At 44.3% G+C, this 21658-nt stretch carries 18 protein-coding genes and 1 tRNA gene; 11 read left to right on the top strand and 8 right to left on the bottom strand.

Features of this window, described 5'->3' with window-relative positions; all coding sequences use genetic code 11:
- Together gltB and ACOQOA_RS11785 are read right to left on the bottom strand one after the other, a co-directional pair.
- Nucleotides 1–4545, bottom strand: coding sequence for a glutamate synthase large subunit (gene gltB / locus ACOQOA_RS11790; protein WP_420550107.1), 4545 nt, complete (start codon nucleotides 4543–4545; stop codon nucleotides 1–3).
- A 25-nt stretch (nucleotides 4546–4570) separates the two neighbouring features.
- The gene (locus ACOQOA_RS11785; protein WP_420548823.1) at nucleotides 4571–6013 is read right to left on the bottom strand and encodes an NAD(P)-dependent oxidoreductase; all 1443 of its coding nucleotides are present in this window, start codon (nucleotides 6011–6013) and stop codon (nucleotides 4571–4573) included.
- Between the two features lie 406 nt (nucleotides 6014–6419).
- Between ACOQOA_RS11785 and ACOQOA_RS11780 the strand changes: the two genes are divergently transcribed.
- Nucleotides 6420–7217: an undecaprenyl-diphosphate phosphatase gene (locus ACOQOA_RS11780; protein ID WP_420548822.1), complete on the top strand. Its 798-nt coding sequence runs from the start codon at nucleotides 6420–6422 to the stop codon at nucleotides 7215–7217.
- A gap of 61 nt (nucleotides 7218–7278) precedes the next feature.
- Here the strand turns inward: ACOQOA_RS11780 and ACOQOA_RS11775 are convergent, their stop codons facing one another.
- Together ACOQOA_RS11775 and ACOQOA_RS11770 are read right to left on the bottom strand one after the other, a co-directional pair.
- Nucleotides 7279–7620 (bottom strand): 5-carboxymethyl-2-hydroxymuconate Delta-isomerase, encoded by a 342-nt coding sequence (locus tag ACOQOA_RS11775; RefSeq protein ID WP_420548821.1) that lies wholly within the window; start codon nucleotides 7618–7620, stop codon nucleotides 7279–7281.
- A 10-nt stretch (nucleotides 7621–7630) separates the two neighbouring features.
- A complete protein-coding gene (locus ACOQOA_RS11770) occupies nucleotides 7631–8587 on the bottom strand; it encodes a complex I NDUFA9 subunit family protein (protein ID WP_420548820.1) in 957 nt (318 codons plus the stop codon).
- A 188-nt stretch (nucleotides 8588–8775) separates the two neighbouring features.
- Here ACOQOA_RS11770 and ACOQOA_RS11765 point away from each other — a divergent pair.
- A tRNA-Leu gene (locus tag ACOQOA_RS11765) sits at nucleotides 8776–8862 on the top strand.
- A 318-nt stretch (nucleotides 8863–9180) separates the two neighbouring features.
- Here ACOQOA_RS11765 and ACOQOA_RS11760 read toward each other — a convergent pair.
- The 4 genes from ACOQOA_RS11760 to ACOQOA_RS11745 form a co-directional block, all read right to left on the bottom strand.
- A complete protein-coding gene (locus tag ACOQOA_RS11760; RefSeq protein ID WP_420548819.1) occupies nucleotides 9181–10089 on the bottom strand; it encodes a hypothetical protein in 909 nt (302 codons plus the stop codon).
- A 17-nt stretch (nucleotides 10090–10106) separates the two neighbouring features.
- A complete protein-coding gene (locus ACOQOA_RS11755; RefSeq protein WP_420548818.1) occupies nucleotides 10107–10361 on the bottom strand; it encodes a hypothetical protein in 255 nt (84 codons plus the stop codon).
- Nucleotides 10362–10532: 171 nt separating this feature from the next.
- On the bottom strand, nucleotides 10533–11747 hold the full coding sequence (locus ACOQOA_RS11750) for an NADH:flavin oxidoreductase/NADH oxidase family protein (RefSeq protein ID WP_420548817.1): 1215 nt from the start codon (nucleotides 11745–11747) through the stop codon (nucleotides 10533–10535).
- A 37-nt stretch (nucleotides 11748–11784) separates the two neighbouring features.
- Entirely contained in the window at nucleotides 11785–12093 is a 309-nt protein-coding gene (locus tag ACOQOA_RS11745; RefSeq protein ID WP_420548816.1) for an ArsR/SmtB family transcription factor, read from the bottom strand.
- A gap of 211 nt (nucleotides 12094–12304) precedes the next feature.
- Here ACOQOA_RS11745 and ACOQOA_RS11740 point away from each other — a divergent pair, with 211 nt between their 5' ends.
- The 9 genes from ACOQOA_RS11740 (at nucleotide 12305) to hpf (ending at nucleotide 21568) form a co-directional block, all read left to right on the top strand.
- Nucleotides 12305–12931, top strand: coding sequence for a hypothetical protein (locus ACOQOA_RS11740; protein WP_420548815.1), 627 nt, complete (start codon nucleotides 12305–12307; stop codon nucleotides 12929–12931).
- Nucleotides 12928–13665, top strand: a complete 738-nt coding sequence (locus tag ACOQOA_RS11735) for an MBL fold metallo-hydrolase (protein ID WP_420548814.1) — start codon at nucleotides 12928–12930, stop codon at nucleotides 13663–13665. Before ACOQOA_RS11740 ends, ACOQOA_RS11735 begins: the two co-directional genes overlap by 4 nt.
- A 112-nt stretch (nucleotides 13666–13777) precedes the next feature.
- Nucleotides 13778–14389, top strand: coding sequence for a ribonuclease D (locus ACOQOA_RS11730; RefSeq protein ID WP_420548813.1), 612 nt, complete (start codon nucleotides 13778–13780; stop codon nucleotides 14387–14389).
- A gap of 60 nt (nucleotides 14390–14449) precedes the next feature.
- A complete protein-coding gene (locus ACOQOA_RS11725; protein ID WP_420548812.1) occupies nucleotides 14450–15415 on the top strand; it encodes a KpsF/GutQ family sugar-phosphate isomerase in 966 nt (321 codons plus the stop codon).
- Between the two features lie 168 nt (nucleotides 15416–15583).
- Nucleotides 15584–16303: an LPS export ABC transporter periplasmic protein LptC gene (gene lptC / locus ACOQOA_RS11720; protein WP_420548811.1), complete on the top strand. Its 720-nt coding sequence runs from the start codon at nucleotides 15584–15586 to the stop codon at nucleotides 16301–16303.
- A 45-nt stretch (nucleotides 16304–16348) separates the two neighbouring features.
- Nucleotides 16349–17176: an LptA/OstA family protein gene (locus ACOQOA_RS11715; RefSeq protein ID WP_420548810.1), complete on the top strand. Its 828-nt coding sequence runs from the start codon at nucleotides 16349–16351 to the stop codon at nucleotides 17174–17176.
- Between the two features lie 1068 nt (nucleotides 17177–18244).
- Nucleotides 18245–18976: an LPS export ABC transporter ATP-binding protein gene (lptB, locus tag ACOQOA_RS11710; RefSeq protein ID WP_420550106.1), complete on the top strand. Its 732-nt coding sequence runs from the start codon at nucleotides 18245–18247 to the stop codon at nucleotides 18974–18976.
- 29 nt (nucleotides 18977–19005) lie between these two features.
- The gene (rpoN, locus tag ACOQOA_RS11705) at nucleotides 19006–20562 is read left to right on the top strand and encodes an RNA polymerase factor sigma-54 (RefSeq protein WP_420548809.1); all 1557 of its coding nucleotides are present in this window, start codon (nucleotides 19006–19008) and stop codon (nucleotides 20560–20562) included.
- Between the two features lie 442 nt (nucleotides 20563–21004).
- The gene (gene hpf / locus ACOQOA_RS11700; protein WP_155155387.1) at nucleotides 21005–21568 is read left to right on the top strand and encodes a ribosome hibernation-promoting factor, HPF/YfiA family; all 564 of its coding nucleotides are present in this window, start codon (nucleotides 21005–21007) and stop codon (nucleotides 21566–21568) included.
- Nucleotides 21569–21658 lie beyond the last annotated feature (90 nt).

Below are 21658 nucleotides of genomic sequence, written 5' to 3'. Positions count from 1 at the left end.
TTACTCAGCTGCTCCTACAGTTGGGGTAACTGTTTCAACAGGCTGTTCCAGCTTGTCTAGAATTTCATGTGGCACCACATGACGGAACATGCCACGTACACGATCCCATTCAGACAGTAATGTATCCGCCCATTTGGAATGCGTTTCACGATAATGATCTTCAAGCATGGATTTACATTGATCCGCCCAATAGTCATTCTCTAGGCTATAAAGGCCGATAGTTTCAGGATTGATACGCTCTTCAAAGCTGCCATCACGATCCAACACAAACGCCATACCGCCTGTCATGCCTGCACCAAAGTTGTCACCAACATTGCCAAGGATCATCACACGACCACCTGTCATATATTCACAACCATTGGACCCACAGCCTTCAATCACCGCTGTCGCACCAGAATTACGTACCGCAAAACGTTCACCCGCTTGACCCGCCGCATAAAGCGTACCTGCCGTCGCACCATACATACATGTGTTACCAATGATGGTGTTTTTATGGCTTTCTAACGGACTTGTTGCGATTGGACGTACCACGATGCTGCCACCTGATAGACCTTTACCTACATAATCGTTTGAATCCCCGATCACTTCCAGTTTCAACCCTTGTACCGCGAAGGCGCCTAAAGATTGACCAGCAGACCCACGCATACGTACAGTCAAATGACCCGGGTTCAATTTCGCCATACCAAATTGACGAGTGATTTTGGAACTGATCTTGGTACCAATCGCACGATACGTATTACGGATGTTATATTGAAGTTGCATCTTCTCACCACGATCAAAGAGATTTTCCGCATCTTCGATCATTTGTGCATCCAATGTTTCAGGCACATCATTACGACCATCTAATGTACAGATCATGCCTTCAGGACCTGCATCTGCACGTGCAAGTAACGGGTTCAAATCGAGGTCATCCAAGTGAGCCGCACCACGGCTTACCTGACGAAGCAAGTCTGTACGACCAATCACTTCGTTTAGAGAAGACACGCCAAGTTCTGCTAAAATCTCACGAACTTCTTCCGCAACAAAACTAAACAAGTTCACAACTTTTTCAGGTGTACCAACAAACTTATCGATCATCTTAGGGTCTTGGGTACATACGCCGACCGGACATGTGTTGGAATGACATTGACGCACCATAATACATCCCATCGCCACCAATGTTGCTGTTCCAAGACCGAATTCTTCCGCACCCAAAATCGCAGCGATTACAACATCACGACCTGTTTTCAAACCACCATCTGTACGAAGACGTACTTTGTGACGAAGACCATTAAGGCTCAATACCTGATGCGCCTCTGCCAAGCCCATCTCCCATGGAAGGCCTGCATATTTGATGGATGTTTGTGGACTAGCCCCTGTACCACCAGAATGACCAGAAATCATAATGCTATCCGCATGGGCTTTTGCAACACCTGCGGCAATAGTACCAATGCCCGCACGGGCCACCAATTTCACACAAACGGATGCATCCGGGTTGATTTGTTTTAGGTCATAAATCAACTGCGCCAAATCCTCGATAGAATAAATATCGTGATGTGGTGGCGGGCTGATCAATGTCACGCCTTCTGTCGCATGACGCAATTTTGCAATGACACCGGAAACCTTAAAGCCAGGTAACTGACCGCCTTCACCCGGTTTTGCACCTTGGGCAACTTTAATCTCAATCTCTTTACAATTGTTCAGATATTCAGCTGTCACACCGAAACGACCAGAGGCAACCTGCTTGATTGCAGAAGAGGCGTTATCACCATTTTTATATGGCTTATAACGTTTTGCATCTTCACCCCCCTCACCAGAGTCAGATTTCGCACCGATACGGTTCATGGCAATCGCAATTGTTTCATGGGCCTCCGGGCTCAACGCACCAAGGGAAATACCCGGTGCCACTAAACGCTTACGAATTTCAGTGATAGATTCCACATCATCAACAGAAATCGGTGCCTGAACTTTTTCGAAATCCAATAAATCACGTAAATTCACTGGCGCACCGCTATGGCAGCCTTTGGAATATTTCAGGTAAGTTGCATAAGAATCTGTGGAAACAGCCGTTTGCAATGTATGAATCAAACCAGCTTCCCAAGCATGTTTTTCCCCGCCATTACGATAGCGATAGAAACCACCAACCGGCAATGTTGCTGCCGCAGCAAGATAAGCTTTTTCATGCTGTGCAATCACTTGGCTTTGCAAACCAGATAGACCAATACCGGAAATACGGCTTGGAAGACCCGGGAAAAATTCCGCAACCAAGCTACGGGATAGACCGACAGCTTCAAAGTTATATCCACCACGATAAGATGAGATAATAGAAATACCCATCTTCGCCATGATTTTTAATAAACCATCACCGATGGATTTCTTGTAATTCAACATCGCCTTTTCAAGGCTGATATCACCTAACAACCCTTTGGCGTGACGATCTGCGATTACTTCCATAGTCATGTAGGCGTTGATGGATGTTGCGCCCACACCAACCAATACGGCATAGAAATGTACATCCAATGCCTCACCAGAGCGTACGTTCAAGCTTACAAATGTACGCAATTGAGATTTCACCAAATGGGTATGAACGGCCGCGACAGCCAAGATCATTGGAATTGGGGCTGCGTCAGGCCCCACTTTTTCATCGGTCAACACAAGTTGTGCGGCCCCGCGACGTACAGCATCTTCCGCTTGTTGTTGTAATGCATAAACCGCATCACGTAACGCAGAAGACCCTGCCTTTGGATCGAACACACAATCCAGATCAGCAACGGTATCACCAAGGTTTTTGCGCATGGCTTCATATTCGCCATTTAACAGAACCGGGCTATCCAGTTGAAGGATTTTCACTTGGTTGGCATCTTCTTCAAGAATGTTACCCAAGTTACCCAAACGTGTGGACAAACTCATCACCGGACGTTCACGCAAACTATCGATTGGCGGGTTTGTTACCTGTGAGAAGTTTTGACGGAAATAGTTATGAAGACCACGATATTTTTCACTTAAAACCGCAACAGGTGTATCATCCCCCATTGATCCAGTGGCTTCTTTGCCGTCTTCCAACATCGGTTGTAAGATCAACTCAAGCTCTTCCATCGTCCAACCAGCAATCACCTGACGACGACGTAATTCCGCCTTATCCAGACCGCCGATGGTACCAACAGGTTCAGAACCTAGCTGTTCCAGAGTAGTGATGTTTTTCACCCAATCCCCAAATGGGGCAAGGCCAGCAACCATGTCTTTCAATTCACGGTCGTTATATAGCTTACCTTCTTCAAGGTTCACCGCCAGCATGTCACCTGGACCTACGCGACCTTTTTCGACAACGGTTTTCTCATCCGCTTTTACCATGCCCGCTTCAGACCCAACGATCAAAAGACCATCGCCTGTCACCACATAACGCAACGGACGTAGACCGTTACGATCAAGGCCTGCCAATAACCACCGACCAGAATAAGCACAAACCGCCGCCGGACCATCCCATGGTTCCATCACACTATTTGCATACGCATAGAAATCTTTATGGTTTTGCGGCACAGCTTTGGAATTTTCCCAAGCTTCCGGCATCAACAAGGATTTCACCTCTGGCAATTGACGTTTGGTACGTACCAAGACTTCAAATACGGCATCTAATGCGGAACTATCAGAACTATCTGGTTGGATAATTGGTTTGATGTCTTCTACATGTTCCCCGAAAACAGGATCATCCATGCGTGTTTCATGGGATTTCATCCAGTTCACGTTACCAAGTAGGGTATTAATCTCACCATTATGTGCCAAGACACGGAATGGCTGTGCCAAAGGCCAGCTTGGGAAAGTGTTTGTAGAATAACGTTGATGATAAATTACAAAGTTGGATACGAAACGCTCATCCAACAAATCCGGATAGAAAGCGGTTAATTCTTCAGCCAAGAACAAACCTTTATAAATCACAGAACGACAAGACAGAGAACAGATATATGCTTCTGTTAAGTTTTCTGCCAAAACAGCTTTTTCAATGCGGCGACGGATCACATAAAGATCAACTTCAAACTGTGCGTCATCCACATCCAGCGCATTTTCAACAAGGATTTGCTCAATTTCTGGACGGGTTGCATTTGCTTTGGTCCCAATCACGCCAATATTCACTGGCACCTGACGCCATCCGTAAATACGGTGACCCATGCCGATAATTTCGCTTTCTACGATTTCACGTACACGTTCCTGTTTCCCAAGGTCTGTGCGTGGCAAGAAAACCTGACCAACCGCCAAGGCACCTGTGCCTGGTTGTTGCCCCATACGACGGATATGATCCTTAAAGAATTCTTGTGGGATTTGCAGATGGATACCGCAACCATCCCCTGTTTTACCATCGGCATCAACCGCGCCACGATGCCAAAGCTGTTGCAAAGCTTCAATACCAGCTTCCACAACATCACGACGTGCTTCCCCATCAAGGGCCGCAACCATACCAACACCACAATTGGCAGTTTCCATATTTGGCAGATACATGCCTTCTTCAGCCAGATATTTCGCTTGAAGAGCATGTTTTTCAACGACATTCAGGTCTTTGTTGATTTTATTCATCATGTTTTCCTCTACTCTTCCCGACTTATTCCGCAGCTGCAGCTGCTGTTTTTTCTTGCATATATTTATGGATATTATCCGCAGCGTCATGACCGTCTTTCACAGCCCAAACCACAAGGCTTGCCCCGCGAACGATATCACCAATGGCAAATACCCCATCCATATCTGTCATGGATGTGCGGTGATTAACCTTGACTGTGCCCCAATTGGTTACAGGCAATTCCGGCTGGTTCCATAAAGTTGGTAATTCTTCTGGTTCAAACCCTAGCGCCAAAATCGCCAAGTCCGCATCATGAATAGTGGAAGACCCTTCGATCGGACGTGGTTGACGACGACCGGTTGCATCTGGCGGCCCCAAACGCATGGAAATCGCACGTACACCTGTGACTTCATCCTTGTCGTTACCAACAAAGGCTTCCGGATTAGATAACCAAACAAATTCAACGCCTTCTTCTTTGGCATTGGCAGTTTCACGTTCGGAACCAGGCATATTTGCTTCGTCACGACGATAGAGACATTTAACAGATTTTGCGCCTTGACGAATGGCAGTACGCACACAATCCATTGCGGTATCACCACCGCCCACAACGACAACGTTTTTGCCTTCGGCATTTAATGCGCCATTGTCATATTCTTCAACCGAATCACCCAAACCTTTTTTGTTAGATGCTGTCAAATAGGTCAAAGCAGGCAATACATTTTTCAAACCAACGCCCGGTGCTTTAATGTTGCGTGCTTTATATACACCTGTCGCAATCACAACCGCATCATGTTTTGATTTGATATCTTCAAAAGACATATCAACGCCGACATTAACGCCCATATGGAATGTCACGCCGCTATCTTTCAACCAATCCGCACGACGGGCCACAACGGATTTATCCAATTTGAAATTTGGAATCCCATAAACAAGCAAGCCGCCTTCACGGTCATAGCGGTCATAGATATGAACTTGATAGCCCATGCCACGTAAACGCGCCGCAGCTGCAAAACCACCCGGGCCAGCGCCGATAATGCCTACAGACTGATCACGTTCGATCATTGGTTTGATCGGCTCAACCCAACCATTTTCGAAAGCGGTGTCCGTAATATATTTTTCAACAGACCCAATAGTCACTGTTTCATGGCCGGATTGTTCAATCACACAGCTGCCTTCGCAAAGACGATCTTGTGGGCAAATGCGGCCACAGATTTCCGGCATTGTATTGGTTGCGGAGGATAATTCATATGCCTCTTCCAGACGCCCTTCGGCGGTCATCATCAACCAATCAGGAATATTATTATGTAACGGGCAATTCACAGAACAGAAAGGCACACCACATTGCGAGCAACGCGAAGATTGATCTTTTGCTTCTTGATCTTCGAAACCTTCATAGATTTCGCCAAAATCCTTTGAACGATCTTCTGCAGAACGCTTTGTCGGCATTTGACGTGCGCGATCCACAAATTTCAGCATAGTTTTGCTCATTTCAGTGCTCCTGACCGTGGTTGTTTTTATCTTTCTTAACCCCGACTCCCCTGAAGACTACCCATTGAATTTTCTAATCAGAGAAGTGATTTTTGAGGAATTTTCCCTCAAGCACCCAATAGAGTTTGAAGTATTATTACCCTCAATTTCTCTTTGGATGCCCCCGTCATATCGCGATCATTCGCATAAATCCAGTAAAAAATGCAAAATAGGTCAACTTTGTTGACTAAAATATTTAAATTTTCAAAAAAATGACGCTCACATTAAAATGATCACAAATTTGGGATCACATTTTAGTACCATTTCGGAACTAAATATTTCCAACATTCTGGATGCAAGCTCAAACGAACATGTTATATAGAATCAATTCATTCTTTACGCAGAAGCGATTTGGGGTAAGTTACGCGTGGCACTTCATTATATTCTGGTTTTAGCATTGGTTCAGGGAATCACGGAGTTCCTGCCAATCAGTTCCTCCGGCCATTTATATTTAACCGGTGAATTTATCGGCACCGAAGATCAAGGTCTGACCATGGACATTGCCGTTCATTTCGGCACCCTCTTTGCCGTAATGATGTATTTCTGGCGCGATGTCTGGACCATGATCAAGGGAACAGGCCGCCTCGCTACCTTCCGCCCCAACAAAGACAGCAAACTGGTTGTTAATATTGTCATTGGCACCATCCCTGTCGTTTTGGCAGGCTTCTTCCTTTATGACTATGTGGAAGGATATCTGCGCGATATTAAAGTTGTGGCTTGGACTACTCTTGGCTTTGGCATCCTGCTTTGGATTGCGGATAAAGTCGGCATGACCATTCGCCGCACCGAACATTTAGGCATTCCATCCGCATTAGTGATTGGTTTGGCACAAGTTCTAGCCCTGATCCCGGGCACTAGCCGATCCGGCATCACCATGACCGCGGCACGCTTTATGGGGATGGAACGCGCAGAATCCGCACGTTTTTCCATGCTTCTATCGATCCCGACCATTTTGGCCGCAGGCAGCTTGGGCGCCTATAAATTATGGCAAAGCGGCAATATGGCCCTGACTTATGATGCAATTCTGGCGGCGGTTATTTCATTCTTCGCCGCATGGCTAACCATCATTGTTTTAATGGCATGGTTACGCCGGGCAAGCTACACACCTTTTGTCTTATATCGTATCGCCCTTGGTGGATACCTATTGTATTACATCTATTATTAAACACAAAAAAGCCGCTGAAATTTCCCAGCGGCTTTTTTATTTTTATCAATTCAGTAGGATCTTAAAGAACGCGTTTCTTATAAGCAGCCGCTTCCATATCGCGAAAATCAATACTGACCGATGTCACGGTTGAAAATGACTCAGTTAGAGATTCCAATAAGATATTACCAATCTTATCTTTCTGCTCCACTGTGCGGCCTTCCAGAAGATAAACTGTCATATGCACAAAACTGCCGCCATCCACATTCATCATATGATGATCATAAGGGGTCGCACGCACCTTTAAGGCATCTGCGGTCATTTCACCTGTTTTCACACCTGCGGCAAACGCATTTTTGACAGCTTCGCCGATATCGTGACGCGCTTCCACATCACGGGAATATTCAATACGAAAATGAGGCATCTTTATATCCTTAGGATGGTGTGATCGGATTATATTGACCACCATTACGATATCTATTCATGTAATGTGGCAATTCAGATGCGATGGTTGTTGGCTCAATCCCAAGGTCAGCCAAGCCTGGCAGATCACCAGATACCACATTATCACGTTCCAACAGGATCATTTGATCACGGGTCATTGGCGGTACAGGCAGGAAGCTCAATACAGAACCCAAAATCTTTGCAAGGAACAGTGGCATCGGCACCAAACCGCGATGTTTGCCCATTTGTTTCAACAAGACCTGATAAACTTCTTCCAAAGACAATACATCCAGACCGCCAAGTTCATAAGTTTTGCCCGCCATGGATTTATCCTCCAGACCACGTACGATCACTTCGGCAACATCCCCCACATAGACAGGTTGGAATTTAGTTTTACCGCCGCCGATCAAAGGTAGAGCCGGACTTGTTGCCGCCATAGAAGCAAAACGGTTAAAGAACCCATCTTGAGGCCCAAAAATAACGCTTGGACGCACAATCACGGCATCTTGGTAAACAGCACGTACTGCATCTTCGCCGGCAGCTTTGGATTTTGCATATTTGGATTTGCTATTGGCATCGGCACCAAGAGCAGACATATGAACATAGTTTTCTACGCCGCATTCTTTGGCGATCTTTGCGATAGGGGCAGACGCATTCCCTTGCACTTCGTCAAATTTCTGTTTGCCGGATTCATATAGAATCCCCACCAGATTGATCACCGCATCGCAACCTTCAATCGCCGCACGGACAGAAGCCTCGTTACGGATGTTGGCTTGCACAGGTGTGACTTGGCCCACATCCCCCGTGGTTTTCAGATAAAGGCCCGCTTCCGGATCACGGCTTGCCACACGCACACGCCAGCCTTGCGCGGCCAGTTTACGAACCACATAGCGGCCCACAAAACCGGACCCACCAAAAACAACGATCATCTTGCCGTTAAAAGCCATGTTTCACTCCCCAGAATGCTCTGATCTGATCACAATATAATTAGTTATACGAGGTTATACTTGGAAAAGATGAATTCGCCAACCTTAACAGCCTTTTCATAAAGGAAATTTTTTATAAATGAGCAAATTTCCCATGTTGACAAATACCGTCAAAATCAGCACATATGCGCTCCCAACAAAATGGTGCTGCCCTGGTGGCGGAATTGGTAGACGCGCTAGCTTCAGGTGCTAGTGACCGTATGGTCGTGGAAGTTCGAGTCTTCTCCAGGGCACCAGTATTTAGCTTATTATTTTGATCGATATCTAATCAAACTTGATATCACTAATTCAGTGTTTCTCTCGCATATAACTTGAATCCCAGAACACACATAACATAAAAGAAATATGTCGGGCGACAATCATAACCCATGCAATCTGTCTTTGAAGAAATCAACGATGCCGTCGGCGCGAAGGTGGTGAAGTTCAAGAAATACGAAATCAACGCAAGCCAATAATACCTCCCACCTCCCTATGAGGCACCTAGCCAGCTGTAGAAATGCAGCTGGCTATTTTTCTTTCTGTCGCAGCTTTACTATTTGCCGATGTCTTAAACTCTAGTTTTCCCTCTTTGCTCTCAGTATCTCATGCTCAATGAATAGGGCTACAACTCGCATGGCTTCTATTGTCGTCATCAAATATTCGTATGTATAAGCATCTACCACATTACCATGCATATCATGGCCATTTCTATGCACACAATGATGACGCAAGTCACTGGCCTTCATCAAGCTATCCTTAAGTCTATCATCATTGAAGACTTTATAACCTAATATGGCGTATAACCTTTCTACTTTTGGAAGGTTATGGAAAAGCGTTTCTTCTCTAATTTCTTTGAAGATATGGGATTTGATATAATCGAGAACGGGCTGCGACTGATTTTCAAGCAAGTCACATAAGCTTACCTTTTGCTTCTGCAATTTATCATGTTTATTAAGGAAAACCTCGATATTTTTCTGCCTGTCAAAAATTAAATGCACTAAGGTATCTGCTAAAAATGCCTCGAAAACACTGAACATTTGCGAAAATATCATTTTGTTGAAGATACTCGCACCACCATTTTCAGGATTATCTCTCAACAAATCTTTTAATTCGCCAGTTGCCCCAATAAAAGAAGCTAAGGTGCTACTTCTCCAATCGAAGTTCCTTAAAAACATCTCATATTCTTCTGAGTAATAATCATCCAAAACTAAGGGCGTAAAACTTAGGTCGACACTTGGATGATCAGCCAGTTTCATTTTTGGATGCCCCTCAATAACGGTCAGCTGCCCATTAAATTCTTTACCACATTCAGAACAACTCAATGCAATTTCTTGAGGTTTTGAAGGTGTTTCATAACGAGTAGGCATAAAAACCTTTACCAACTCCTCACTTAATTGGTTACAAACTGGGCAAGTAAAATTTGCATAAGTACGCCCCCATTTAGTTTCCATCAGCTTTTCGATATCGGCTTCGACCATTCCCATAATACACCCCAATATATTTAGCTTGCCACCAAAACGATAGATATAGCTGCGATAACAGCGGCACTGAACAGGTTCAGCATATAGTGCATTGGTTTTTTGCCGTCCTCTTGTTGCTTCAACACCATCTTGTCATGCACATAGGGATTCACACTGAAGGCTGCAAGCGCCATCAATATCCCTGCAATAGCTTCTTGTTCTGTTAGAAATGTTACAGCTAGATAGCCAAGGATCATGCAAAGCAGCCAGCCAAAGACCATTTTAAACAATCGCATTCACCCTTCCCCCGTCGATTGAATTTAAATAACAAATGCACCTTACCTGATTTGTAATGTGGATCAAGGCGCGTGTTGTTGCGTACTGATTCTTTCCCAACCAAAAAAAGCAGTCTTTCGGCGGCGTTTTTGGAATCTGCGGCGGCTTTTCAAACGCCGCTAATGCGCTTATCACCCTCTGGCTTCCAGCAATCTCTTGGTTGAGGTTTCAATATAGTCCAAATATTTCTCATGCCCTTCCACCACAGGCACGGATAAATCTGAATCCCCGGTGGTGCCATGCAAGGCAAGTTGATGACAGAACCAGTTTAAAACTGCGCCTTTTGGTAAATCCTGTGCAGGTGGGAAATCCCGCTCTACCGCCGAGATCACATCCATGTCGCCCGCGAATAATTTGCTCGGAAATTCAGGATCGATGATAAAGGGGCGTCCGATACCGATTAAATCCGCATCCCCATTTGTTAATGCATTTTCCATCACTTCACGTGACCTAAACCCACCAGTCACCATCACCGGAATATCCAGCGCTGCCTTGATGTCTTTAGCATATTCAAGGAAATAGGCCTCGCGGATTTTTGTGCTTTCCTGCTTGGATTTATGAGCATAAGCCACAGGTGTTTCAAAATTCCCCCCGGAAATTTCAATGAAATCCACCCCTTCTCTTTCAAGCATCTTTGCCGTTTCAATACTATCTTCGTGACTAAAGCCACCCTTTTGGAAATCAGATGAATTCAGCTTCACTGCGACGATAAAATCTTTACCAACTTTTTCACGTACCGCCCGCACAACGGAAAGAACCAGACGCGCACGCTTTCCCAGTGAGCCACCCCATTCGTCATCACGCATATTTATTCGTGGGGAGAGGGAAGAACTTAATAAATAGCCATGGGCTGCATGAATTTGCACCCCATCAAATCCATAATCTTTCGCTAATCCAGCAGAGGTTACAAATTTCTCTATTGTGGCTTGTAATTCTTCTTCAGTTGCAGATTTTGGTTGCCCATATCCCGCTAAATCCAGTTTTAGTTCCGAAACAGATAAGGGCGTTGGGTTAATCGCTTCTGGCACTTGGCGGCCCGCATGGGCCAATTGCGCCAATATCTTTGCCCCATGTTTTTTCGCCGCCGTTGTCAGGCGTCTTGTCTGTTCAGCATCCGTCTTTTCATCCAACACGAAATTACCTGCATGCTCCAAATGCCAGCGATCCACGGGCGTATTGCCCGTAATCAGAAGCGCAGCCCCACCTTTACCCCATCTTTCAAATAAATTGATATGCCCATCGGTCGTATTGTTATGCGCATCTGCCAAAGCTTCAGACATGGCAGATTTTACAATGCGATTTCTCAATAGGGTGCCGTTTGGCAACTTCAATGGTTGCTCAATCATAACTCAACTCCTTGATTTTTAGACGACTATTGAGGCGTCAAGATATCGATAATTCGTCGCTCATAGCATTCAGGAATTCCTGAATTTTTTCTTCGTTCCGATAATAGAATGTCCATTGCCCATGACGTTCGGCTTCAACAAACCCCACCTGCTTCAAGGCATTCATATAAGCCGAAATCGTAGATTGGGATAAGCCTGCCTTTTCCTGAATATATCCCACGCAAACACCTTCTGCGTCTTTATGCTCCGGCAAGGCCGGCGGGAAATTGGATCGGTCTTTCAGCCAATGTAAAATCTGTCGACGAATAGGATTATTCAATGCCGACACAGCTTTTTCCATATCCATAAATTTCACTCCTGATGAACAATCTATATATCGCAATATCTCGATATATAGATTGAGTCAAGAAAAATTCGATTACGCATTCTGCTAACAGATTGTTTATTGCACTTTTAATTTATTCTAAATATGGCTAGATTTGATACAAATCATGGGAAGCAATTGATTTCGTTAGTAGAAGATTGCATCCTTAAATAAACAACAGATCAGGTGGCTTGTGTCCAAAAGCAATAAATCAGATCAGTTCTTTGTGACTGCTGTAACCGTAGCTGCAAATTTAAAACTTATCATTCGCGAAGCAAAGAATATTTCGCTAGGCTCCATGAATGCGAAATCCATCGTCGCCCGATCCGGCAATAATGCGCGCGCGATACAACCTATCACCGATTATATGGAAATGCTGGCAAGCAAAATCATTTCCCAAGTGAATGAGGTTAGCCAGCAATCTTTAGGCGTCACCCAGATTTCACTAGCAGGCTTTGCCGAAGAGCGCGCCCGCAATCAATTTGATTGGGCCATTCAAAACGGCCAGGAGATGACCTATATCTCCCATATCCAGCCCTTCGCGACAGATAGTAAAAATCAGGTTAAAGATATTCATCAAACCATCCGCCATCATATCAAAGAATTACAAATGACGTTGGATGAGATCGATAACAATCTGGTTGCAACGAATGTAGCAACTTCCAAATTTCGACTGGAAGTCGGTATCAATGACACGGGTTATTCGGAACATTTTTTGGCTCTTTTGGAGAATTTCGAAATCGCAGCCCATAAAATCCGCAGCACAATCGCGGAAAGCAAAAAAGCACTCAACGAAAGCGCAAGGAAATATTTCAAATGATGAAAGCCACTGAAATTTATGCCGGCAAGTTCCATCAATGGATTTCCTTTGGTCGGGACCCGCAAAAATCTGACTCCATCATTGATACAAACCAATATATGGTAAAAAGTCATGGAAAAGCTATCTTATTAGATCCGGGTGGGATTGAGCTTTTTGCCCCTATGTTGGTAGCGGTATCCGACCATGTACCAATCGAAGATATTACGCATCTTTTCGCCTCCCATCAGGATCCAGATATTATTTCCTCTCTGGGGCTTTGGGATAAAGCGTTGCCTGGCGCAACTTTGCATGCGCCATGGTTATGGGAAGGTTTCATAAAACATTTCGGATGCGAATCAATTATTTATGACCCCTTACCTGATCAAGGTAAAAGCATTCATTTGGAAGGGCTGGAACTTCAATTCATTCCTGCACATTATTTGCATTCCTCAGGTAATTTCAGTGTATATGATCCAGAAGCAAAAATCTTGATGAGTGGCGATATAGGTGCGGCCTTACTTGAAAGTGAAGCGCCAATGTTTGTTGAAGATTTCGAAGCCCATAAAGCCAAAATGAAGTTATTCCACCAACGTTGGATGCCCTCAAATACGGCTAAAAACCAATGGATTGAACGTGTTCGCAAGCTTGAAATCGACATGATGGCACCTCAACATGGCGGTATCTTTAGAGGAGATGATGTGAAACGTTTCCTTGATTGGTTTGAAGATTTAGAAGTTGGCATCGCAAGTAACTAACAAACAACATTAATTCCTGCACATTCTTTGAATTGCAGGGGCTGGTTTCTTTGGAAAAACTGGTATATTCTTGGTTTTCCATCAAACTCAGCACTTCTTAAAGGATTATCGCGTGACTATTTATCTGCATCAAGGTGATTTACCTGACGGTTTGGATTTAGGAAAGATCGTAGCTATCGATACAGAAACACAGGGTTTAAGCTTGGTACGCGACCGCCTCTGTCTTGCCCAACTTTCAGCTGGTGATGGGGATTGCCATTTAGTGCAATTCAAAGCAGGCGAATATGATGCGCCCAATATGAAAAAGCTATTGGCAGATGAAACCGTTACGAAACTTTTTCATTTTGGGCGATTTGATATTGCCATGTTAGAAAAACATTTGGGTATTCGTTCCAATCCGGTTTACTGCACAAAGATAGCAGCAAAACTGGTACGTACTTACACAGATCGCCATGGTTTAGCGGTTCTTTGTCGTGAAATGTTAGGCGTTGAAATCTCCAAACAACAACAATCATCTGATTGGGCTGCAGCTGAATTAACGGATGCTCAAAAAGAATATGCCGCCAGCGATGTTCTTCATCTTCATGCCTTGAAAGCGAAATTAGACATGATGCTTGAACGTGAAAATCGTATGGAATTGGCACAATCTTGCTTCAAGTTTTTACCAGAGCGTGCGGCACTTGATATTGGTGGCTGGGAAGAAATGGATATTTTCTCCCATTAAAGTAAACTGGCCTTACCGCATAAATTCGGATCTCCCATAACTTTTACAAGAAATACAACTATGTCCGATCAAAAAGAAACAGACGTAAATGCAGGTCGCCGCGTTCTAACTCTTGAAAGCGAAGCACTCCAATCCCTATCCGATAGCCTTAACGGAGATTTCAGTGATGCCGTCACCTTACTTTTCAACGTAAAGGGCCGCGTTATTATTTCAGGCATGGGAAAAAGCGGACATATTGGACGTAAAATTGCTGCAACCATGGCATCAACCGGTACACCCGCACAATTTGTACATCCGGGTGAAGCTAGTCATGGCGATTTAGGCATGATCACCAATGAAGATGCAGTAATTGCGATTTCTAATTCAGGCGAAACAAAAGAACTAAGCGATTTAATTTATTTCGCGAAACGCTTTTCCATTCCAATGATTGGTATTACGTCCAAAGCCGGAAGCACATTGGCCAAAAACTCGGATATTCCTATCATCCTCCCCGCCATGCCAGAAGCTGCAACCATGGGGTTAGCGCCGACCACATCCACCACGATGACTTTGGCCTTGGGAGATGCTTTATCCGTTGCTCTAATGGAACGAAAAGGCTTCACCGCACAGGATTTCCACACTTTCCACCCAGGTGGAAAACTTGGCCAACAACTCCTTCGTGTAGAAGATTTAATGCATGATAGCAATGAGCTACCCTTATGTAGCTCAGGAACCAAGATGCGCGACGCCATTGTTATCATGGCTGAAAAAAGATTTGGATGCGTTGGCATCACTGACAACCAGGGAAATCTTTCCGGGATCGTAACGGATGGTGATTTACGTCGCCATATGGCACCAAATCTATTGGATCAATCTGCTGATTCAATCATGACGCCAAACCCAATTACCATAACACCTAGTAGCTTGGCAGCCGAAGCTTTGACGCTAATGAATGAGTCAAAAATTACAGCCGTCTTCGTAACAGATGGCAAAAAACCTGTGGGCATTGCCCATGTACATGATTTCCTTCGGGCCGGCGTTGTTTAAACTCAAATAAAAAAACGCTCCCGTATTGATCTCCACAAGCTGCATATAACTTGGCATTATTTTAAAGTTTCCATATTTTATGCGGCTTTAAGCTTGCAACCATAAAGCCTCTAGGTCTATATCAAGGCAAGAGTTTATATTAATCAGATTTATCTTGCGGGCACCTGAATGAGCGATATTTCAAACATGGATAAGAGACAGAGGGATAATACGCCCCCGCCATCTTACAGTCCTAATTTGAAACGCGGAGCCTCTATTCGATTAAGTCAAAAATCCACCCGCCTTAACCCTTATTATGGTCACTTTGTTTCCTTTATGAAGGTGATATTGCCAACCATTGCGCTTGCAATGGTTGCAGGCATAATTCTTTGGCCCTTGTTACAACAAACCGAAGACTTTAATGTCTTCAATGACGATCCCGATATTGATAGTACAAAGTTGCAGGTTTTTGACGCAAGTTACGGTGGCTATGGCGACGAAGGATCTCCTTACACAATCACTGCGGATCGGGCGATACAAAACGACCCTGATAAGCCGATCATAGATTTGGAAGAACCGAAAGGCGATATTCTTTGGTCAGATGATGCCTGGTATGCTGTCACAGCACCAAAAGGGCGCATGCATCAAGACACGAATATGCTGGAATTATGGGGAGGCGTAAACGCTTTTCAGGATCAGGGCCTAGAATTCAGGTCAGAAAGAATGAGTGTCGATCTCAGAAATCGTAGCGGTTTTACCGATGCTCCTGTAGAAGGCGTTGGCCAAGATATTTACATAGAGGCGGAAGGCCTGCATATTCACAATGGTGGCGAGAGAATAGATTTAATTGGCAAATCTAAAATCATCTTCACTGGTGCTGGCAAAAACACCCCCAATGAAAAAAATTAACCCTGTTCACCGTAAACAAGTAACTTAAAGCAAGAGATTGATTTTATGTTAAACATAGTAAAGCGTAACATTTGGAGCAGTTTTGTCCTTGCCTTGAGTATATCTTTCGCAAGCATTCATACTTCAGCTTCCGCACAAACAGCGACTGTACAGCAAGATCAATCCAATAAACCCGTGGAGATCGAAGCTGATAATGGAATAGAGTGGATACAAGAACCCGGTAAGCAAGAAGGTTATTATAAGGCCATTGGCAATGCCATTGCAAAACAAGGTGACCTCAACATTACATCGGATGAACTCATCGCCCATTATCGAACGAATGCCAATGACAAACAAGACGTTCACCGCATCGATGCCGAAGGTTCTGTTGTTGTAAATCAACAAGAAACGAACGCCTATGGGGACAGAGGTGCATTTCATATGCAACAACAGGTCGCTGTGCTTGTTGGACAAAACTTACGCCTTATCGATCCACGTGCCACAATTACAGCACGCGATGCGCTAGAGTTCTGGTCAGAAAAGAATATCGCAGTTGCCCGCGGCGACGCCTTATTGATAACTGAAGACAAACGCATGCAAGCAGGTGTCATGACAGCCTTCATTGGAGAAAATATAACCACTGGAAAGAATGAAGTAACACGCATTGATGCGACAAGCGGTGTACATATTTCTACGCCAACAGAAATCGTGACCGGTCAGGAAGGTGTATATGACCTCCAAAAAGAAATCGCGACCCTGTGTGGAAATGTTAAAATTTCCAGAGGAGAAAATCAATTAAACGGCGAATGTGCTGAAGTGAATATGAAAACTGGACGTAGCAAATTGCTTGGCGGAGATAGTCGCGTTAAAGGATTGATCCTAAATAACAACTAGGTTTTTAATTCTCTCCATCAATTTCATTCATCCAAAAAATGTCTAATTCGGTATAGTTTTTGCTTATTACACATTGTCGTTTTACACGAAGCAGCTATATACTATTCGGAAAGTGCTATCTTAAAGGTTCTACTTTCGCCTTCTAACTCGGATTGATACAGAATAATGAGCTGGTTCAAAAGCCAAAATGATAACAAGACCCCCGACGGGTCCGATGCAAAACAGAGTTTGAAAGATCGCGATTCTGATATAGATCGTGGCGCAAACTCTTTTGCAGAAGCACGTCGTGCGTTACGAGCATCTTTGGATTTGGAACTGGAAGCACCCTCCACCCAAGAAAAAGAAGTTGTTAAAAAAACTATTGAAGAACAAGCACCTAGCAACACAAAGGCATTAGAAACAAAAAGAAATGCTTCACCCCTATCTGTAGAACAAGACAACCCAAATACAGATACGCCCCCCCTACTGGACAAAGATTTAAGTCAGGATATTCAGAATATTCTGAGCAGAATTGATGTTGCTCGTGAAGAGCATCCATCAGGAACCATCGTAAATAACCCGGGCAAAATTTTAAAAGACAACCTAGAGAAATCTCACGATTTGTCAGTTGCACAACCACCTCCACCTGCTTTTAAAATTGACAATACAAATGAGATAAAAGAAACAGAAGCTCATTCATCCGATGACACACTGCCACCACCTGTTTCTGGGAAACTGAGCGACCCATTGTTAAGTAAATCAGAAATTGCGGAAGCTAAGCTATCAAAGAATCTCATTAAACTGGATGAAGCAAAATTACCTACAATCGAAGAAACTGAGATTGATATTCTGGAAGAAGAAGATAAGGAACAAGATACGCTGGAAATCAATATCCCAGCCACCTTGCAATCCCAGAAAGCTTCCCCATCTCTTGATACTGTAAGTCCTACAGAAGAAGTGCCCCCTATCGTGGATACAACAACCGACATTAAAGCCGAAGCCAGTTCTCTCGAACAAGAAATCATGACGACTTCATTTCAGGAAAAAGTCACTACATCGAAGACGTCAAACTCAAGTAATTCTATAGAAATGCCGGGTGCAGCAGGTCTCGAAATTCGCAACCTAGGTAAAACATATAAAAAACGCCCTGTCTTAAGAGATGTTTCTCTAAATGTGAGACGTGGCGAAGCGGTTGGCCTGCTTGGTCCAAATGGTGCCGGTAAAACAACATGCTTCTATATGGTTTGCGGGCTCATTCCCGCTGATGCAGGTGTGATCTCTCTTGATGGGCAGGAAATTACCGATTTGCCGATGTATCGTCGCGCACGTATGGGTATCGGGTACCTTCCTCAGGAAGCATCGATCTTTCGTGGCTTGACTGTTGAACAAAATATTCGTGCAGTCCTTGAAGCTGTTGGCGGCAGCCGGGACGAAAGAGAGAATATGCTTGAATCCTTAATGGACGAGTTTTCAATTTCTCATCTGCGCCGAAGTCCTTCTGTAGCCCTTTCTGGCGGTGAACGTCGACGCCTTGAAATTGCGCGCGCCCTGGCAACTCAACCGCATTTCATTTTGCTTGATGAACCGCTGGCAGGTATTGACCCAATTGCGGTAAGAGACATCCGCGAATTGGTGAGTCATTTGAAAGACCGCGGATTAGGAGTATTAATCACTGACCATAACGTACGAGAAACATTGGGTATCGTTGATCGTGCTTATATTCTTCATGGTGGCAAGGTGTTGATGGAAGGAACACCTAATGAAATCATTCACAATGAAGAAGTAAAAAGAGTTTATCTTGGCGACGAATTTGATCGCTAAGATTTAAAGACGCTAACTAAGGGGTAACAATGGCTGACTTAGGTCCAAGACTGGACATACGACAATCACAGTCACTGGTTATGACACCACAATTGCAACAAGCAATTAAGTTGTTGCAAATGTCGCATACTGAGTTGGCAGGATTTGTTGAATCAGAACTTGAACAAAATCCCATGCTTGAACGTGATGAAGGTCAAGCAGACCCTCTTCGCAATGCCACTGAGCAACCGGCTACTGAAATACAAGATGCTGCCCCTTCTGAAAATGCACAAGATTTTGACAGTTCAGATCTTCTAGGTAGCGGAAATATATCTGGCGATGGGCAAGATTCTCCCTTAGATGCCGATTATGGCAATACCTATGATGGTGACTATGCTGGTGCAGGTGCCACTGAAGGTGGCACCTATGAATCCTCCCTTCTATATAATGGAACAGGCAGTGGCGGACGATCTGATTTTAGTGATGATATCAGTGGGCTGGAGGCTACTCTAAGTGAGAACAAATCCCTGGGGGATCATCTAATAGAACAGATGCAGATGAGTAATTTAGGCAATGCAGAAAAGATGGTTGCCTTATATCTCATCGATTACTTAGATGACAGCGGTTGGTTAACAGGTGATTTGAAGGATGCTGCAGACAATCTAGGCTGTGAAGTTGAGTTAGTAGAAACTGTTCTGGAGACACTCCAACAATTCGATCCACCTGGCGTTTTCGCGCGTGACCTTAAAGAATGTTTGGCGCTGCAATTAAAAGATCTAAATAGATATGACCCGGCGATGGAGAGGTTGCTGAACAACCTTCATTTATTGGCCAATCAAGATGCACGTGCCCTAAAGCGCCTCTGCGGTGTGGATGATGAAGATTTAATGGAAATGGTGGCGGAAATTCGGGCCTTAAATCCAAAACCGGCCGTCGCATTCGACACCGTTGTTGTCGAGCCTGTCGTACCAGATGTATTAATGCGTCCCACACCTGAAGGTGGATGGAGGATTGATCTCAATTCCGAGACCTTACCCCGCGTGCTAGTTAATGAAAGCTATTATGGTACCATTAGTGCCGTTGCCAGAAGCAAAGATGATAAAGATTATTTAAACGAGCGGTTCCAGACTGCCAACTGGCTTGTAAAAAGCCTGCATCAGCGCGCTCAAACAATCATGAAAGTCTCCACTGAACTTGTCCGCCAGCAAGATGGCTTTTTCCGCTATGGTGTTTCACATCTTAAACCACTGGTTCTACGCGATATCGCAGAAGCAATTGAAATGCATGAATCGACCGTGAGCCGGGTTACATCCAATAAATATATAGCTACGCCGCGCGGTATTTTCGAATTGAAGTATTTCTTCACCTCTGCGATTTCAAGTACGAACAGTTTTGGGGAAGCTCATTCTGCAGAATCAGTAAAACATAGCATCAAAAAACTAATTGATGCTGAAGATCCAAAGAAAATTCTTTCTGATGATAAAATTGTAGCTATTCTGAAAGACGAAGGCATGGATATCGCCCGACGCACCGTCGCTAAGTATCGTGAGGCAATGAATATCCCATCTTCCGTCCAACGTCGCCGCCAAAAAAAGAAGAAACTTTAAGCTATTTACTCCAAAATGATATGATGACAATCATGGATGCGGTGATTTGAAGTACCGCTACATTCCCTATTATACGATAAACATCCAGAATCATTAGCTTTCAAAATTGGCGCATAAAAAAGCAATAAAATAACCCCGATTTATGTTTACAGAACGGGTTATTTCTTGCGAAACTATATTTGCAGACGATGCTTGACTTATAACCGTAGCGTCTGTAGGTTCCGGCCTCGATTTCATCATGGCCAATAGCGCACCGACGAAAGAATTGACGGTGTTTATGAAATTGAGACCGCAAATCGCCTGACGCTACTTGCATCGAGCTGGTAATTCTTACTGGCAGCAAAGGTTGGGCTGGCAAAACCGAAAGCCAAGTGCACACCTGAGTTATAGGAAAGACGGCATTGATCTTGTCGAATCAATAACAAGAAAAGTGAGCACTGATATGCAGCTTCAAGTCAACGGCAAGCAAATGGATGTTGGGGACGCTTTGCGTACTCATATCGAAGATCGTCTACCAGACGCTATCGAAAAGTATTTCGACAATACAGTTGATAGCACCGTAACGATCACCAAAGAGGCGCATGAATTCGTTGTGGATATACATGTTCACGTATCCAAACGAATTGTCGTACATGGCCAAGGTCATAGCACCGACCCTTATGGGGCCTATGACGAGGCACATGAACATGTGACCAAACGTTTGCGTCGTTATAAGCGCAGATTGCGGGACCATAAAGGGCGTAGTGAAAATGAAATTATGGCTGTACAACAATATGTATTGCAGCCAGAAACAAAAGATGAGGAACCGGAACACGATGATCCAATTATCATCGCTGAAATGCCAGCAGAGGTGGAAACTATGTCTGTAGGTGAAGCAGTGATGCGGATGGACCTTTCTAATCAACCAATTCAGTTGTTTAGAAGCGCCAAACACGGTGGTATCAACGTGGTCTATAAAAGAGCAGATGGAAACATAAGTTGGGTGGACCCTCAGCAAAATAGCTGATAGTTTCCAGCTGCAAATTTAACAAAATGGCATAATCACTAATCGCTGGCGGGGGTTAGCATGTGATAGAGCCAAGACATCGACAGGTCA

The organism is Curvivirga sp., assembly GCF_965219885.1.
GTDB lineage: Bacteria > Pseudomonadota > Alphaproteobacteria > UBA8366 > Aestuariispiraceae > Curvivirga.
The sequence above is the reverse complement of the archived record's forward strand: the minus strand, read 5'-3'. Positions and strand labels throughout refer to the sequence as shown.